Genomic DNA, 14,878 nt, shown 5'->3' on the forward strand with positions numbered 1-14,878 from the left:
CCTGTCCGCCAGCAGGAAGGTTGCCCCCATGTCCGCGTTCGGCACGCCCGAAAACGACGGCCCCGCAACACCCGCTCCCCCCACGGCAGTTGACGGCTCCCCCGCCTCCCGACGGCGGGTTCTCGCCGGTACCGGCGCCCTGGGTGTCGGCATCGCCTTCACCGGAGCCCTCTCCGAACTCTTCGCCGGTACCGCCGCCGCCCAGGAACTGGGGCACTCCGGCTACGGCCCCCTGATCCCCGACCCGAAGCGTCTGCTCGACCTGCCGAAAGGTTTCCGCTATCGGGTCCTGTCTCGCGAGGGCGACCCGCTGCGCTCCGGCGAGGGCCCGGTCCCCTCCAACCACGACGGCATGGACGCCTTCGCGGGCCGGCACGGCCGCGTCCACCTGGTCCGCAACCACGAGAACCGCAACACCCCGAGAATCCCGGTCCCGACGGTCGCGGGCCTCACCTACGACCCGATGGGCAAGGGCGGCTGTACGTCCCTCACCCTCGACCGGGACGGGGACGTCCTCTCGGAACGGGTCGCCATCGCCGGTACGGCCGTCAACTGCGCGGGCGGGCCCACGCCTTGGGCCACCTGGCTCACCTGCGAGGAGACCGAGGACAAGGCCGGCACCAACGGCTACACCAAGGACCACGGTTTCATCTTCGAGGTCGACGGGGCCGACCCGCACCGCACCGGCGCCGTGCCGCTCACCGCGATGGGCCGCTTCCAGCACGAGGCGATCGCCGTCGACCCGAAGAACGGCATCGTCTACGAGACCGAGGACGCCTTCCTCCGCCCCTTCGGCCTCTTCTACCGCTTCCTGCCCAAGAAGCCCCTGGGCGGGGTGGGTTCGCTGCGCGCGGGCGGCCGGCTCCAGGCGATGCGTGTGCCCGGAGTGCCCGACCTCTCCTCGATCCAGGAGCCGGGTGCCGCCTTCGACGGCGTCGAGTGGGTGGACGTACCGGATCCGCTCGCGGCCCAGACCCCCATCCGGCTCCAGGACTTCGGCCCGAAGGGCATCACGCACGCGCAGAAGCTGGAGGGCTGCTACTGGGGCGGGCGGTGCGTGTACTTCGTGTCGTCGTTCGCCCGGGCGAGCGACGGCTCGGCGGCCACCCACTTCGGCCAGATCTGGCGCTACGACCCCGCCGCGCGCCGCCTCACCCTCGTCATCGTCTTCGGCCCGGACACGGACGTCCAGCTGCCCGGCGAAGAACCGGACAACATCTGTCTCGCCCCCAGCGGCGGCCTGATGGTGTGCGAGGACGGGGAGGGCGCCCAGCACGTGTACGGCGTGACGCGCCGGGGCGAGGTGTACGCGATGGCCCGCAACGCCCAGAACATCGGCACCGAAAGCGCCCCGGAGTGGGGCGAGTTCGCGGGCGTCGCCTTCTCTCCCGACGGCCGGACGATGTACGTCAACTGCTACGCGCCGGGGACGACCTTCGCGGTGCGGGGACCATGGAAGCGGTGATGGGCCCCACCCCCTGAACGGAACATGGCGGGCAGGCCCATAACCTGTCCGCCATGAACGTACCGGGGGATGTGATCGACGGCCGGTTCGAGCTGCTGGAGCGGCTCGGCAGCGGTGGGATGGGAACGGTGTGGCGGGCCCGGGACGCCGTACTGCACCGCCAGGTCGCGCTCAAGGCGGTACGGCCCGACGCGGCGGCGACCGACGCCGTACGGGAGCGGGTGCTGCGCGAGGCCCAGGCGCTGGCCCGGCTCAGCCACCCTCATGTGGTGACGGTCCACCAGATCATCGACGACGACCCGCATCCCTGGATCGTCATGGAGCTGGTGCCGGGTGTCGCGCTCGACAAGCGCCTGGAGTCGGGCCCGCTGACGCCGGTGGAGGCGGCGCGGATCGGCGGCCAGGTACTGGACGCGCTGCGCGCCGCGCACGCGGCGGGCGTCCAGCACCGGGACGTGAAACCGCCGAACATCCTCCTGCGGCCGGACGGCAGCGCGGTCCTCACCGACTTCGGGATCGCCGCTCTCCAGGGCGCGACGGCCCTGACGATGACCGGCGAGCTCATCGGCTCCCCCGAGTACATCGCCCCGGAACGCATCCGCGGCCCCTCCGACGACCCGGCCTCCGACCTGTGGTCCCTGGGAGTGGTGCTGTACGTGTGCGTGGAGGGCAAGAGCCCCCTGCGCCGCGAGACCTCACTCTCGACGCTGGCCGCCGTCCTGGAGTCCGAGGTCCCGCCGCCGTCCCGCTCCGGCCCGCTGACCCCCGTACTCGAAGCGCTGCTGGTCCACGACCCGGCGGCCCGCCCGGACGCGGCCCTGCTGGCGTCGATGCTGGCGCAGGTGACGGCCGGCGGGCGAGTGCGGCGGAGAGCGACGGCGCCCCAACCGATGGGCGGTGCCCCGGAGCTCGGTGGGACATCACCGCACTCCGCACCCGCGCCGACCGTTCCGGCCCTCCGCCGCCGCAAGCGGGCCGCCGTGTCCGCCGCGCTCGCGGTCCTCGTCGCCGTCTGTGCCGGGTTCCTCACCCTGCGCCTCCTCGACGGGAACGGGACGGACGGGGACCCGGGCAAGGCAGCCGGTACGACGACCTCGTCCGCCCCCTCGACGACCCCGCCCGCAGCGGCCGGCCGCTGGATCGCCCAGCTCTTCTCCGAACCGGTCGCCTCCGGAACCGCCGCCCGGGACGCACGCCTCGCGGCGATCAGGGAGTCCGTGCCGGAGGCGGAAGTCCTGCAGAGCGACACGTACGCGTCCCTGCGCCCGGGCTACTGGGTGATCCACGCCCCCGGCCCGTTCACCGACGGCCGGGCCGCGCTGACCTTCTGCCGCGAACGCGGTCTCACGACGGCGAGCACCTGCCTGGGCCGCTACCTGAGCGCCAGTGCCGCCGACTTCGCCCTCCAGTGCGCCCCGCCCGCCACCGCCCCCACCGGGCGCTGCACACGGCCCTAGGGTCTGCCCGACGGCTGGCGCGCCCCGCTTCCGCGTCGCACGATCGAGGGACCGGACCGGAAGAGGTGCCCCATGGCCACGAAGGGCTCGAAACAGGACTCCACGAAGGGTACGGAGGGCACGCTGGGTGAGCTGCTGCGCGTCCCCGGCGGGGAACCGGTCGACCTCGGCGCGTACGACGCCGGGGGCACCCCGGGCGGCCCCGGGGACAAGGCCACGGGGCTCGCCGCCACCGCGCTGATGGGCGAAGAGCTCGCGAGCCTCCAGGAGCGCCTGTGGGCGGCGGGCTCGGCCGGTGACCGGCGGCGGCTGCTGCTCGTCCTCCAGGGCATGGACACCAGCGGCAAGGGCGGCACCGTCAAGCACGTCATCGGCCTGTTCAACCCGTCAGGCTGCCGGATCACGGCGTTCAAGGCACCCACCCACGAGGAACTGAGCCACTCCTTCCTCTGGCGGATCAAACGCGCGCTTCCGCAGCCCGGCGAGATCGGCATCTTCGACCGCTCGCTCCCCCACTCTCGACTTCGCTCGACCGGGGGGACCCCCATCGAGGACATCCTGATCGCCCGGGTCCACGAGCTCGTCTCCCGCGCCCAGCTCACCGCCCGCTACAACCAGATCAACGGCTTCGAGAAGTCCCTCGCCGACGACGGCGTGACCGTCGTGAAGTGCTTCCTGCACATCTCCTACGACCAGCAGCGGCGCCGCCTCCTCGAACGCCTCGACAACCCCGACAAGCACTGGAGGTTCAACGCCGGCGACATCGACGAGCGCGCCCTGTGGCCCGCGTACCAGGAGGCGTACGAGATCGCCCTGGAGCGGTGTTCGGTCGGCGCGCCCTGGTACCTGATCCCGGCGGACCGCAAGTGGTACCGCAACTGGGCGGTCAGCCGGCTCCTCCTGGAGCACCTGGAGGCACTGGACCCGCAGTACCCGAAAGCGGACTTCGACGTGGCGGAGTACAGGCGGCGCCTCCTCGCCACCTGACACAGCCGGGCGGGTGACATCCGGTGACATCCGCGCGGCTACCCCACGCGGCGGCCCACCGCGCAGCTCCGGCATTCCTACCTTCGTACGATGATCACTCCCGTACGACGAGTCGTCACCGGCTGCGTCCTCGGCGCCACGCTCACCGCCCTCGCCGCCTGCGGCACCGCTCACACCCCACCCGCCGAGCGGCCTTCCGCACCCCCGTCCGCCGCTCCCACCCTTCCGCCCACTCTCGCCCCCGGGCCCGCCGGGTTCATGCCCGTCTTCCGGAACGGCCCACGCATGCAGGGCAAGACGGTCGCGCTCACGTTCGATGCCGATATGACCGCCGGCCAGGGGGACCGGGCGGCGGGCGGTGAGCGCTTCGACAATCCCCGGCTGGTCGCCGCGCTGCGGACGCTGAAGGTGCCGGCGACCGTGTTCATGACCGGCCGGTGGGCCGAGGAGTACCCGGTCCAGGCCCGGTCCATCGGACGGGACCCCCTCTTCGAGGTCGCCAACCACTCGTACAGCCACTACGCCTTCACCGAGGACTGCTACGGACTGCCGACGATCTCCGGCTCCGATTCCGGTTCCGACGACCGGATGCGCGCGGACGTCGAGCGGGCGTTCACCGCCTTCCGGGCCGCCGGGGTGCCGAGGTCCATGCCCTACTTCCGCTTTCCCGGCGGGTGTTACGACCGGCGGGCGCTGCGCGCGCTGAGCGCGTCCGGGGTCACCGCCGTGCAGTGGGACGTGGTCGGCGGGGACGCCTTCGCGACGGACGCCGATGCCGTGGCCCGGCAGGTGCTGGACGGCGTACGGCCCGGGTCCGTCGTCGTCCTGCACTGCACGCTCAGTGCGGCCCCGGCCACGGAACGGGCCGTCCGCACGATCGTGCCGGAGCTGCGCGAGCGCGGCTTCCGGTTCGTGAAGGTGTCCGAGCTGATCGGGGCCACGGGCGGGCGGCGATGACCGGCTTACGCTGGTGGCATGAGCGACACGGACGAGGCCTCCGGCAGCGGCAACGACGAACCGACGTATGCGGAGTGCGTGCTGTGCCGGAAGCCGACCGAGTACCCGCGGTCGCAGAAGGGCATCACGCTCTGCCCGGTCTGCGAATGGCAGGAAGCACAGCGCAACGCCTGCTCAGGGTGAGCGGCCGACGTGACTGAGTCGCATATCGAGCACAGCCCCGCGCCCCTGGGTTGGCAGACTGGACGACGTGAACAGTGAACCGACGTCTCCTGACGACAGTCCCTTTCGGTCCGAGCCCAGCGCACGCGACCACGCTCCCCAGTTCGTCCTCCCCCTCGTCGCCCGGATCGAGAAGGGCGGGCCGCCGGCGCGTACCGACGCGCTGGAGACCGCCGCCCGGGCCGTTCTCGCGATCCTCGGCGACGAGCGGTCCGCCGGGGAGGGCGAGTGGGCGCAGGTCATGCGGGACTGGCAGGACGCGCGGATCCGCAAGGTCGTGCGGCGGGCGCGGGGGGCCGAGTGGCGGCGGGCCGAGGCGCTGCCCGGCATCACGGTCACCGGGAAGGCGGCCGAGGTACGGGTCTTCCCGCCCGTTCCGCTGGACGGCTGGCCCAAGGACCTGGCCCGCCTCCAGGTCTCCGGCACCGATCTGGACGACCCCGAGCCGCCGCTCGACGCCGACCCGGCCGTTCCCGTTCTCTGGCTGAATCCCGGTCTGGAGATGTCGGCCGGCAAGGCGATGGCCCAAGCGGGACACGGTGCTCAGCTGGCGTGGTGGGAGCTGTCGGACGAGGCGCGCGCAGCCTGGCGGGACGCCGGTCACCCGCTCGCCGTCCGCAGCGCGGACCCGGACCGCTGGCGTGAACTCACCGCGAGCGGACTCCCGCTGGTCCGGGATGCCGGGTTCACGGAGATCGCGCCGGGTTCGGCGACCGTGGTCGCGGACCATCGTCCCCTGGGTCGCACAGGATTCAAACATCTTCGTTGAACACCGCGGGCCTCCTCCACGTACCTCCTGACGCTGGCCAAGCAACATCTGCCCAACGACCAGTTGGTTTCCCCGGGAGGCTCCATTGCCGCGCATCAACCACTCGGCCCTCGTCATCGCTGCCCTGACGACCACCATGGCCGCGCTCGCGTTCCCTGTGTGGTCCTATGCCGACCGCTCCGGCACCGGAGCAGCGAACGTGGCCGCAGGCACGGTGAACACCCAGTGGGGTCCGCTGACCGCCACCGACCGCGACCTGATCGTGCGCGTGCGACTGGCCGGCCTCTGGGAACTGCCCGCGGCGGAGCAGGCGATGAAGCGCTCCACCAGCCCCGCGGTCAAGGAGGCGGCGGACCACCTGATCGTGGGCCACGCCGACCTGGACAAGCGGGCGCGGAGCGTCGCGGCCCAGCTCGGCGTCGAACTGCCCAACCAGCCGACCGCGCAGCAACAGGGCTGGCTGGCGCAGATGGACGCGTCCCAGGGCGAGGCCTACGACCGGACCTGGGCGAACCTTCTGCGGTCCGCGCACGGCAAGATCTTCCCCGTCATCGGGGCGGTGCGGAACGCCACCCGCAACACGCTGGTGCGTCAGCTGGCCACGGACACCAACCAGACCGTGCTCGACCACATCACGTACCTGGAGAAGACCGGTCAGGTCGACTTCGACGGGATCGCCAACGGCACCGTGTGACTCGTGCCTGAACGTCCCGACCCCTGTTCACGTTTCTCTTCCACTGGCCAAGTGACAGTCCCCAGCGGCCAGTTGGTTTCCTCCGGGAGGCTCCTTTGCGGCGCATCAACGGCTCGATCCTCGTCGGCCTGGCAATCGCCGGCACGATCGGCTCCATCGCGTACCCCGTGTTCTATTCGTACCCGCACCGTAATGACGCGGCGACGGCGAGTGCCGCCACCGGAGAGACGGTGAACACCCAGTGGGGTCCGTTGACCGCCCTCGACCGCGACCTGATCGTGAAGGTGCGGCTGGCCGGCCTGTGGGAACTCCCCGCGGGACAGCAGGCCATGGAACGCTCCCCCAGCGCCGCCGTCAAGGAGGCCGCGAACCACCTGATCGTGGGCCACAACGACCTCGACAGGCGGGTGAGGACCATGTCGGTGCAGCTCAACGTCCCGCTGCCCAACCAGCCGACCGCACAGCAGCAGGGCTGGCTGGACGAGATGACGGCAGCCCAGGGCACGGAGTACGACAAGGTCTGGGCGAACCTTCTGCGCTCCGCGCACGGCAAGATCTTCCCCGTCATCGCGGCGGTGCGGAACAACACCCGCAACTCGCTGGTGCGCCAGCTGGCCTCGGACGCCAACCAGACCGTGCTCGACCACATCACGGTGCTGGAGAAGACCGGCCAGGTCGACTTCGAAGCCATCGCCGAGGCCGCGGCCGGGCCCAGCGCCAGTCCGAGCGGTCCGCCGCCGCCGGCCCCCGGAGTGGTGCCTCCCGCCGCACCGGCGGCGGAACCCAGCACCGACCCCGACGTGCGCTCGATACCGTCACCGACGGTACCCGGCGTGGTCAACACCAACCGGCCGGAGGCGAAGGATCCCAACGACATCCTGGGGACCCAGTAGGCGGGCCGAAGCTCAAATGTTGCTCTGAAGGTCCCCCTGGAGGGGTTCGACCCCTGGGACACGGGCCATCACTGCCTGGAGGGTCGAGAAGGAGACACACGATGAAGCGACTGGGTACGGGAATCGGGTGGCGGCCGGAGATCGCGGACGCCGTGGAGGCCATGCCGGGCATCGAATGGGTCGAGGCCGTGGCCGAGAACCTCTGCCCGGGACATCTTCCCGAGTCGCTGCTGCGGCTGCGCGAGCGCGGTGTGACGGTGGTCCCGCACGGCGTCTCCCTGGGCCTGGGCGGGGCGGACCGGCCGGCCGAGGACCGGCTCACCGCGCTCGCCGAGCGGGCCCAGACGCTGGGGTCGCCGCTGGTCACCGAGCACATCGCGTTCGTCCGGGCGGGCGGCCCGCTGACCGCGTCCCCGCTGCTTGAGGCCGGTCACCTGCTGCCCGTGCCGCGCACCCGGGACGCGCTCGACGTGCTGTGCGAGAACGTCCGCATCGCGCAGGCGGCACTGCCGGTGCCGCTCGCGGTGGAGAACATCGCCGCGCTCATCGCCTGGCCGGGCGAGGAGCTGACGGAGGGCCAGTTCCTGTACGAACTGGCCGACCGCACCGGCGTACGCCTCCTCATCGACGTCGCCAACCTGCACACGAACCACGTCAACCGGGGCGAGGACCCGGCGAAGGCCCTGGCCGAACTGCCCGTCGAGGCCATCGCGTACGTCCATGTCGCGGGCGGCTTCGAACGGGACGGCGTCTGGCACGACAGCCACGCCCACCCGGTCCCGCGCCCGGTCCTCGACATCCTCACGGACCTCGCCTCCCGGGTCACTCCGCCCGGGGTACTGCTGGAGCGGGACGACAACTTCCCCGAGGCGGGCGAGCTGGCAGGGGAACTCGAAGCGATCCGGGGGGCGCTGAAGCGGGCCGGGACCCCGCAGGCACAGGCTTCGGAGGCGGACACGCCCCGGACGCCGGCCGACGAGGCACCCGACAGCCCCGGCCCCGATTCCGCCCCCGCCCCCGCCCGCCAGCGCCTCGCCCTCGCGCAGGCCGCGCTGCTCTCCGCGCTCGTCGCGGGGACGCCGGTGCCGGAGGGGTTCGACCGGGTGCGGCTCGGGGTGCAGTCGCGGGCGCTCGGAGCGAAGCGGGCCGATGTCGTGGCGAAGGTCGCGCCGGAGCTGCCCGAGATCCTGGGGACCGGATACCGGCCGGCCTTCCTCGCGTACGCGCACGGGCACCCCATGTCCGACGGCTACCGGCACGACGCGCTGGACTTCGCCGCTCACCTGCTGCTCGGCGGTCAGCCCGAGGATACGGAGACCCGGCGGCGCCTGCGCGAGTGGTGGCTGGACCGGTCGGGCCCGGCCCCGCGCTCCCAGCGCCCCACGGCCAGGCTGGCCCGCGCCACCCGCCGCGTACTTCTGCGCCGCTGACGCGCGCTCCGGCCCTCAACTGCCGCGAACTGTGCGGCGGTTAACAACGCCGGCCGCCCATTCCGCCCAAGAGCCGGACTTGTTGGCATTTCGCGCGGTATGCACAGGACGCGCGCTCCGGCATCCGGCGTCCGTCTCCTCCCCCGTCGCCGTCTCCCCTCGTACGGAAGTTGACGTAGCACCCGCAGTAGGATGTCGACTCCGTGCCCGAAGCGCATTAGCGTGCGGTGCCGCAACAGGAGGCAAAGGCACCATGCGATCCATCCAACGTTCCGGTCTGGGCGGCACCGGGCTCGTCATCGCGGGACTGGCGGCGACCCTCGTCGCGCTGATCTTCCCGGTCTGGTCGTACGAGGACCGTTCCGGGACCGGTGTGGACGTGCTCAACGCGCAGACCGTGTCGACCCGGTTCGGTCCGTTGTCGGCGCTCGACCGCGAGTTCCTCACCAAGGTCCGGCTGGCCGGGCTGTGGGAGCTGCCGGCCGGCCAGCAGGCCCAGGAGCGCGGCACCACCGAGGCCGTACGGATCGCGGGCCGGCATCTGATCGAGGGGCACACGTTTCTCGACGAACGGGTCCGGGACGTCGCCTCCCGGCTCGGGCTCGAACTGCCCAACCAGCCCAGCGAGCAGCAGCGCGAGTGGCTCAGCACCATGGACGCGGCCCAGGGCGAGGACTTCGACCGCGAGTTCGCCAACCTGCTGCGGATGGCGCACGGCAAGGTGTTCTCCGTCGTCGCGCAGGTCCGCGCGAGCACCCGCAACGCCCTGGTCCGCGCCCTCGCCGACGACGCCAACACGACCGTGCTCGACCACATCCAGGTCCTGGAGGCCACGGGGTACGTCGACTTCGACGCCCTGGCCCGGGACATGGCCGCCGCGAGCACCCCGCCGCTCACCAACTCCCCGGCCCCGCCCGGCCCGGCGGCCGTCCCGGGCCCGGCCGTACCGGTGACGCCCTCGCCGGTCGCGACCTATCCGCTGCCGCCGCCCGCGACCGGCCCGCCGCCGGAGCCTTCCGAAGCACCCTGAACAGTCCTGAACCGGCCACCGCGCATACGTCGCGTACCGGCCATACCTCGTCCATATCCTGAAAGCCCATGGCGTTTCGGGAACCCTTCGCATAGAACAACGGCATGTTCTGGTCCTTCCTCCTGCTGCTGGCCTGGATCGCCGCCGGTACGGCGTGCACCCGGCTGTGTCTGGCCGCCGTGCACGCGGCCGCCGCCGACCCGGACGCGGGCCCCGGCGGGCGCGGACGCGCTCTGACGCTGTACGAGGCCGCGTTCCTGTCCGGCGGACCGGCGCGCGTCGCCGATCTCACCCTGGTCTCGATGGCCCGTCAGCGGCGGTTGCTGCTCGCCCACACCGGCTGGGCGACCGTCGTGGACCCCAGCGGGCGCGACGAGATGGAACGGTCGGTGATCGGGGCCATCGGCCCGGAAGGACAGTCACGCATCGCTCCGGTGCGGACGGCCGCGGCGGGTGCGGAGGCGGTACGCGGGCTCGCGGACCGGCTTGTCGCGGCGGGCCTGGCCGTGCCCGACGGCGCCCGGCGCGGGATCGCGTTCGCGGTGCGCCAGGTGCAGGCCGCCGCGCTGGCCGTCCTCGCGCTGGGATCGGTGGCGCTGCTGCTGCCCGGGCGGGGTGCCGTACCGCGTGACCTGGTCGCCCTCTGGTTCGCGCTGCCCCTCGTCCTCACCCTGAGCTGCCTCGCCGTCGCCCGGATAGAGGTCCACCCGTACTCGCGCTGGGCGTCACCGGCCGGTCAGCGGCTGCTCACCGCCCTGAACCGGCGCACCAGAACCGCCGGCCACCGGGGCGCCGGTGACGAACGCACCTACCTCACCTCCGTCGCCGTACTCGGCGTCCGCGCGGTGGACGAGCCCGATCTCCGCGCGGCCTTCGCACACCGGGAGTCCTAGGGGGCCTGCGCGGGGGCGCACTGGAGTGTTCGGGGCGACACCGAGCGGCCGGTGCTTGCCTTCGCCGGCGGCCGCCCGAAACATCCCTTCTGTTGCCACCGAAGGGATACGCCATGCGAGCTGCCGCCCTCTACTCGGCTGCGGGGTCCTTGCTGCTGACCACCCTGGCCGCCGCCCCGGCGGACAGCGCCCCGGGCCTGCCCGACCGTCAGGGCGGTCCCGGCTCGCCCGAGTTCCGGGGCTCCGTACTGGCCGCCGCGCGGGCCGAGATGGCCGGAATCCGCTTCGGGGAGTGCGCGGCGGAGGAGGACCTGCCGGACAGCCTGCGCTGCGGCACCGTCACCGTGCCGCTCGACTACGCGCGCCCCGACGGCGAGCAGATCAAGCTCACCGTCAGCCGGGCGGAGGCGACCGGCAAGGATCCGCGCAACCCCAAGCACAAGGTGCCGCGCCAGGGCTCCCTCGTCTACAACCCGGGCGGCCCCGGCGCCTCCGGCATGTTCTTCCCGCTGATCGGCGTCCTCCCGGAGTGGAAGCGCATCGCGGGGGCGTACGACCTGGTCGGGTACGCCCCGCGCGGGGTGGGCCGGTCGGCGCCGCTGTCCTGCAAGGACCCGAAGCGGTTCTTCAAGGGGCCGACGCAGGCACCGACGCACCCCTCGGAGTCGTACAAGCGGGAGCGCGTCGCCGAGGCGAAGGCGTACGCGCGCGGGTGCGCCGAGCGCTCGGGCAGCGCCCTGCGCCACTACCACTCCCTCAACAACGCCCGTGATCTGGACGTCCTGCGCGCCGCGCTCGGCGAGGACCGGCTGACCTTCATGGGCGCGTCGTACGGCACCTACTTCGGGGCGCTGTACGCGACGCTGTTCCCCTCCCATGTGCGGCGGATGGTGTTCGACTCGGCGGTGAACCCGGACCCCGGCGGGATCTGGTACCGCAGCAACCTCGACCAGTCGGCCGCGTTCGAGCGCCGCTGGGCGGACTTCCGGGCGTGGGTGGCACGGCACGACGACGTGTACGACCTGGGTGCTACGCCCGAGGCCGTCCTACGGAGCTACGACAAGGCCGCGGCACAGCTCGCCGCCGAGCCGGCCGGCGGGGAGGTGGGACCGGGCCAGCTGCAGGGCGCGTTCCTCCAGGCCGGCTACTACGACGACTACTGGCCGCACCGCGCGCACGCGCTGTCCGCCTACCTCAAGGGCGATCCGCAGCCGCTGATCCAGCAGGCGTCGCCGGTGACGGAGGCGGCGGTCGAGTCGGAGAACGGCAACGCGGTCTACACGGCCGTCGAATGCAACGACGCGTCCTGGCCGACGAGTTGGCGCGTCTGGGACCGCGACAACACGCGGCTCGCGCGCACGGCGCCCTTCGAGACCTGGGACAACGTGTGGATGAACCTGCCGTGCGCCTACTGGCCGGCGCCCCGGCAGACGCCCCTCGACGTACGCACCGGGCCCGGTGAGCTTCCCCCGGTGCTGATCCTGGCGGCCGAACGGGACGCGGCGACGCCGTACGCCGGCGCGCTCGAACTGCGGCGCCGACTGCCCGGCTCCGCCCTGGTGACCGAGCGGGGCGCGGGCACCCACGGCATCGGCGGCGGCCCCAACCGTTGCGTCAACGGCCACCTGGACGCGTATCTGCTGACGGGCCGCCTGCCGGAGCGGAGCGCGGAGTGCGCCCCGCATCCGGAGCCGCAGCCCACGGCCCCGGCCGGCCGGTCCCAGAAGGAACACAAGGAGAAGGCCGCCCAGGGCGCGTGAAAGGGACCCTCGTCAGGCGAGCAGCTCACCTATGTCCCTACGCCGCCCCGTGCTGCATCTCCCGGGGGCCAACCCCCGGACCCCCGGCCGCCCACAGAGCACCGCCTCCGGTCAGGCGAGACCCTCGACAAGCTCAGCCACCGTCTTCCGGCGCCCCGTGTAGAACGGCACCTCTTCGCGGACGTGCATGCGCGCCTCCGAGGCCCGCAGGTGGCGCATGAGGTCGACGATGCGGTACAGCTCGTCGGCCTCGAAGGCCAGCAGCCATTCGTAGTCGCCGAGGGAGAACGAGGCGACCGTGTTGGCGCGCACGTCCGGGAAACCGCGGGCCATCTTGCCGTGGTCGGCGAGCATGCGGCGGCGGTCCTCGTCGGGCAGCAGGTACCAGTCGTAGGAGCGCACGAACGGGTAGACGCTGATGTAGTTCCGGGGCGTCTCGTCGGCCAGGAACGCCGGGATGTGCGAGCGGTTGAACTCGGCGGGGCGGTGCAGCGCCATGTTCGACCACACCGGCTCCAGGGCGCGGCCCAGCTTCGTGCGGCGGAAGAGGTTGTACGCCTCCTGGAGCTGGTCGGCGGTCTCGGCGTGCCACCAGACCATCAGGTCGGCGTCGGCGCGCAGCCCCGACACGTCGTACGTGCCGCGGACGGTGACGTCCTTCGCGGCGAGCTGGTCGAAGAGCTCCTGGACCTCGTCGGCGTAGCCCGTGCGGTCCTCGGGCAGGACGTCCTTCAGCTTGAAGACGGACCACAGGGTGTAGCGGATGACCTCGTTGAGGTCCTTGGCCAGCTTGCCCTTGTTCGGGATGCGGGCCGCGTCGGTGGTGGGGGCGTCGTCACTCATGCGCCTATTCTCCCGCTCCGTCGGGCGCGCTCGGCACCGGGTTGGCTTCCAGGGCGTCGACGGCGGCATAGGCGCTCGCGATGCACGCCGGGATACCGACCCCGTCGTACGCCGCGCCGCACACGGCGAGGCCCGGGAGCTTGGCGATGTGCTCGCGGATGCGGTCCACGCGCGCGTAATGGCCGACGGGGTACTGGGGCAGGCCGTCGTCCCAGCGGGTGACGCGGGTCTCGACGGGGGCCGCCGTCAGTCCGGTCGCCTCCTTGAGGTCGTGGCGCGAGACGTCGACCAGGTCCGCGTCGGGGCGCTGGAGGATCTCTGTCTCGGCGTATCGCCCCACGGAGGTCCGCAGGACCAGCAGGTCCGGGTTCTCGTCGGCGATCCAGCCCCACTTCTGGGAGGCGAACGTCGACGCCTTGATGGTGCGTCCGTCGACCGGCGGGACGAGGAAACCGCTGCCCTCGGGCAGGCGGGCGTCGGCGCGGCGGTAGGCCAGGGTGATCAGGGCCATCGAGGCGTACTCCACGCCCGCGAGCTCGGCCGCGGCGGCCGGTGCCTCGGCGCGGAGGAGGCCCGCGGCCACCGGGGTCGGTACGGCGACGACCACCCCGTCGGCGTCGAGCACCCGCTCCCCGGCGACGACCCGCCACGCCGCCGATGTCCCGGCCGCCCTGCGCAGCTCCGTCACGGGCGCCCCGGTGACGATCTCGCCGCCCCGCGCGCGCACCGACTCCGCGACGGCGAGCGGCAGTTGGCCCACGCCACCCCGGATGCCCATGAAGACCGGGCCGCCCTGCTGGGGGGCGGCGGCCATCCGGGCCTGGATGCCCCGCACGCCCTCCGTCAGTGACGCGTGCTTCTTGGCCACCTCGAAGAGCTGGGGCACGGCCGAGCGCATCGAGATGCGGTACGCGTCGCCCGCGTACACACCGCCGAGCAGCGGCTCCACCAGCCGGTCGACGACCTCGCGGCCGAGGCGCGCGGCGACGAACTCCCCCACCGCCACGTCGTCCCCGACCTCGGTGCGCGGCAGGTCGGCGTCGCGCTCGATACGGGCCAGCCCCTCGTCCGAGACGACGCCGGCCAGCGCCGAGGCGCTGCCGGGGACACCCATGACGTGCCCCTTGGGAAAGGGGCGCAGCGCGCCCCGGGTCCAGATCGAGGCCGTCGAGGTGGCGGGCGGCTGGAGTCGGTCGTCGAGGCCCACCTCGCGGGCGAGCGCGACGGCTTCCGGTCTGCGGGCGAGCATCGACTCGGCGCCGAGGTCGACCCGCGCGCCCGCGATCTCGCCGGGCAGCAGCTTGCCGCCGACGCGGTCCGAGGCCTCCAGGACCGTGACCCGCACACCCCGGTCCAGCAACCGGTGGGCGGCGGCCAGTCCCGCGATCCCGCCCCCGATGACGACGACATGTCCGGCCCCCGCACGGGCCTCCACTGCGCTCATGCCACCACCTTCTCAGAACCCACTGACACTCCCC

At 72.6% G+C, this 14,878-nt stretch carries 14 protein-coding genes; 12 read left to right on the forward strand and 2 right to left on the reverse strand.

Annotated features, from left to right (window positions below; all coding sequences use genetic code 11):
- Positions 1-28 precede the first annotated feature (28 nt).
- The 12 genes from ACH4TV_RS24370 (at position 29) to ACH4TV_RS24425 (ending at position 12,557) form a co-directional block, all read left to right on the forward strand.
- Positions 29-1,465, forward strand: coding sequence for an alkaline phosphatase PhoX (locus ACH4TV_RS24370; RefSeq protein WP_398401429.1), 1,437 nt, complete (start codon positions 29-31; stop codon positions 1,463-1,465).
- 53 nt (positions 1,466-1,518) lie between these two features.
- Complete coding sequence (locus ACH4TV_RS24375; RefSeq protein ID WP_398401431.1) at positions 1,519-2,922, forward strand: serine/threonine-protein kinase; 1,404 nt, start codon at positions 1,519-1,521, stop codon at positions 2,920-2,922.
- Positions 2,923-2,994: 72 nt separating this feature from the next.
- Positions 2,995-3,909, forward strand: a complete 915-nt coding sequence (locus ACH4TV_RS24380; RefSeq protein WP_398401434.1) for a PPK2 family polyphosphate kinase — start codon at positions 2,995-2,997, stop codon at positions 3,907-3,909.
- Positions 3,910-3,999: 90 nt separating this feature from the next.
- Positions 4,000-4,866: a polysaccharide deacetylase family protein gene (locus ACH4TV_RS24385; protein ID WP_398401436.1), complete on the forward strand. Its 867-nt coding sequence runs from the start codon at positions 4,000-4,002 to the stop codon at positions 4,864-4,866.
- Between the two features lie 18 nt (positions 4,867-4,884).
- Positions 4,885-5,049, forward strand: a complete 165-nt coding sequence (locus ACH4TV_RS24390; RefSeq protein WP_398401438.1) for a hypothetical protein — start codon at positions 4,885-4,887, stop codon at positions 5,047-5,049.
- Positions 5,050-5,116: 67 nt separating this feature from the next.
- A complete protein-coding gene (locus ACH4TV_RS24395) occupies positions 5,117-5,857 on the forward strand; it encodes a peptidyl-tRNA hydrolase (protein WP_398401440.1) in 741 nt (246 codons plus the stop codon).
- An 85-nt stretch (positions 5,858-5,942) separates the two neighbouring features.
- The gene (locus tag ACH4TV_RS24400; RefSeq protein ID WP_398401443.1) at positions 5,943-6,551 is read left to right on the forward strand and encodes a DUF4142 domain-containing protein; all 609 of its coding nucleotides are present in this window, start codon (positions 5,943-5,945) and stop codon (positions 6,549-6,551) included.
- A gap of 95 nt (positions 6,552-6,646) precedes the next feature.
- Positions 6,647-7,444, forward strand: coding sequence for a DUF4142 domain-containing protein (locus tag ACH4TV_RS24405; RefSeq protein ID WP_398401445.1), 798 nt, complete (start codon positions 6,647-6,649; stop codon positions 7,442-7,444).
- Between the two features lie 101 nt (positions 7,445-7,545).
- Positions 7,546-8,874, forward strand: coding sequence for a DUF692 domain-containing protein (locus ACH4TV_RS24410; RefSeq protein ID WP_398401447.1), 1,329 nt, complete (start codon positions 7,546-7,548; stop codon positions 8,872-8,874).
- Positions 8,875-9,127: 253 nt separating this feature from the next.
- Positions 9,128-9,904, forward strand: a complete 777-nt coding sequence (locus ACH4TV_RS24415; RefSeq protein WP_398401449.1) for a DUF4142 domain-containing protein — start codon at positions 9,128-9,130, stop codon at positions 9,902-9,904.
- A gap of 104 nt (positions 9,905-10,008) precedes the next feature.
- Positions 10,009-10,797, forward strand: coding sequence for a TIGR04222 domain-containing membrane protein (locus ACH4TV_RS24420; RefSeq protein WP_398401451.1), 789 nt, complete (start codon positions 10,009-10,011; stop codon positions 10,795-10,797).
- A gap of 113 nt (positions 10,798-10,910) precedes the next feature.
- Entirely contained in the window at positions 10,911-12,557 is a 1,647-nt protein-coding gene (locus ACH4TV_RS24425) for an alpha/beta hydrolase (protein WP_398401453.1), read from the forward strand.
- A 111-nt stretch (positions 12,558-12,668) separates the two neighbouring features.
- On the opposite strand, the gene hemQ is transcribed toward ACH4TV_RS24425, so the two are convergent.
- Positions 12,669-13,400 (reverse strand): hydrogen peroxide-dependent heme synthase, encoded by a 732-nt coding sequence (gene hemQ / locus ACH4TV_RS24430; protein ID WP_398401455.1) that lies wholly within the window; start codon positions 13,398-13,400, stop codon positions 12,669-12,671.
- Positions 13,401-13,404: 4 nt separating this feature from the next.
- Positions 13,405-14,844, reverse strand: a complete 1,440-nt coding sequence (gene hemG, locus ACH4TV_RS24435; protein ID WP_398401457.1) for a protoporphyrinogen oxidase — start codon at positions 14,842-14,844, stop codon at positions 13,405-13,407.
- Positions 14,845-14,878: the final 34 nt, after the last annotated feature.

It is taken from the genome of Streptomyces sp. NPDC020898 (assembly GCF_044333925.1).
GTDB lineage: Bacteria > Actinomycetota > Actinomycetes > Streptomycetales > Streptomycetaceae > Streptomyces.

What these genes read in the sequence shown, in the direction of transcription:
- ACH4TV_RS24425 (WP_398401453.1), top strand. Translation starts at nt 10,911, where the DNA reads ATGCGAGCTGCCGCCCTCTACTCGGCTGCGGGGTCCTTGCTGCTGACC.
- hemG (WP_398401457.1), bottom strand. Translation starts at nt 14,844, where the DNA reads ATGAGCGCAGTGGAGGCCCGTGCGGGGGCCGGACATGTCGTCGTCATC.
- ACH4TV_RS24415 (WP_398401449.1), top strand. Translation starts at nt 9,128, where the DNA reads ATGCGATCCATCCAACGTTCCGGTCTGGGCGGCACCGGGCTCGTCATC.
- ACH4TV_RS24390 (WP_398401438.1), top strand. Translation starts at nt 4,885, where the DNA reads ATGAGCGACACGGACGAGGCCTCCGGCAGCGGCAACGACGAACCGACG.
- ACH4TV_RS24370 (WP_398401429.1), top strand. Translation starts at nt 29, where the DNA reads ATGTCCGCGTTCGGCACGCCCGAAAACGACGGCCCCGCAACACCCGCT.
- ACH4TV_RS24375 (WP_398401431.1), top strand. Translation starts at nt 1,519, where the DNA reads ATGAACGTACCGGGGGATGTGATCGACGGCCGGTTCGAGCTGCTGGAG.
- ACH4TV_RS24410 (WP_398401447.1), top strand. Translation starts at nt 7,546, where the DNA reads ATGAAGCGACTGGGTACGGGAATCGGGTGGCGGCCGGAGATCGCGGAC.
- ACH4TV_RS24385 (WP_398401436.1), top strand. Translation starts at nt 4,000, where the DNA reads ATGATCACTCCCGTACGACGAGTCGTCACCGGCTGCGTCCTCGGCGCC.
- ACH4TV_RS24380 (WP_398401434.1), top strand. Translation starts at nt 2,995, where the DNA reads ATGGCCACGAAGGGCTCGAAACAGGACTCCACGAAGGGTACGGAGGGC.
- hemQ (WP_398401455.1), bottom strand. Translation starts at nt 13,400, where the DNA reads ATGAGTGACGACGCCCCCACCACCGACGCGGCCCGCATCCCGAACAAG.
- ACH4TV_RS24420 (WP_398401451.1), top strand. Translation starts at nt 10,009, where the DNA reads ATGTTCTGGTCCTTCCTCCTGCTGCTGGCCTGGATCGCCGCCGGTACG.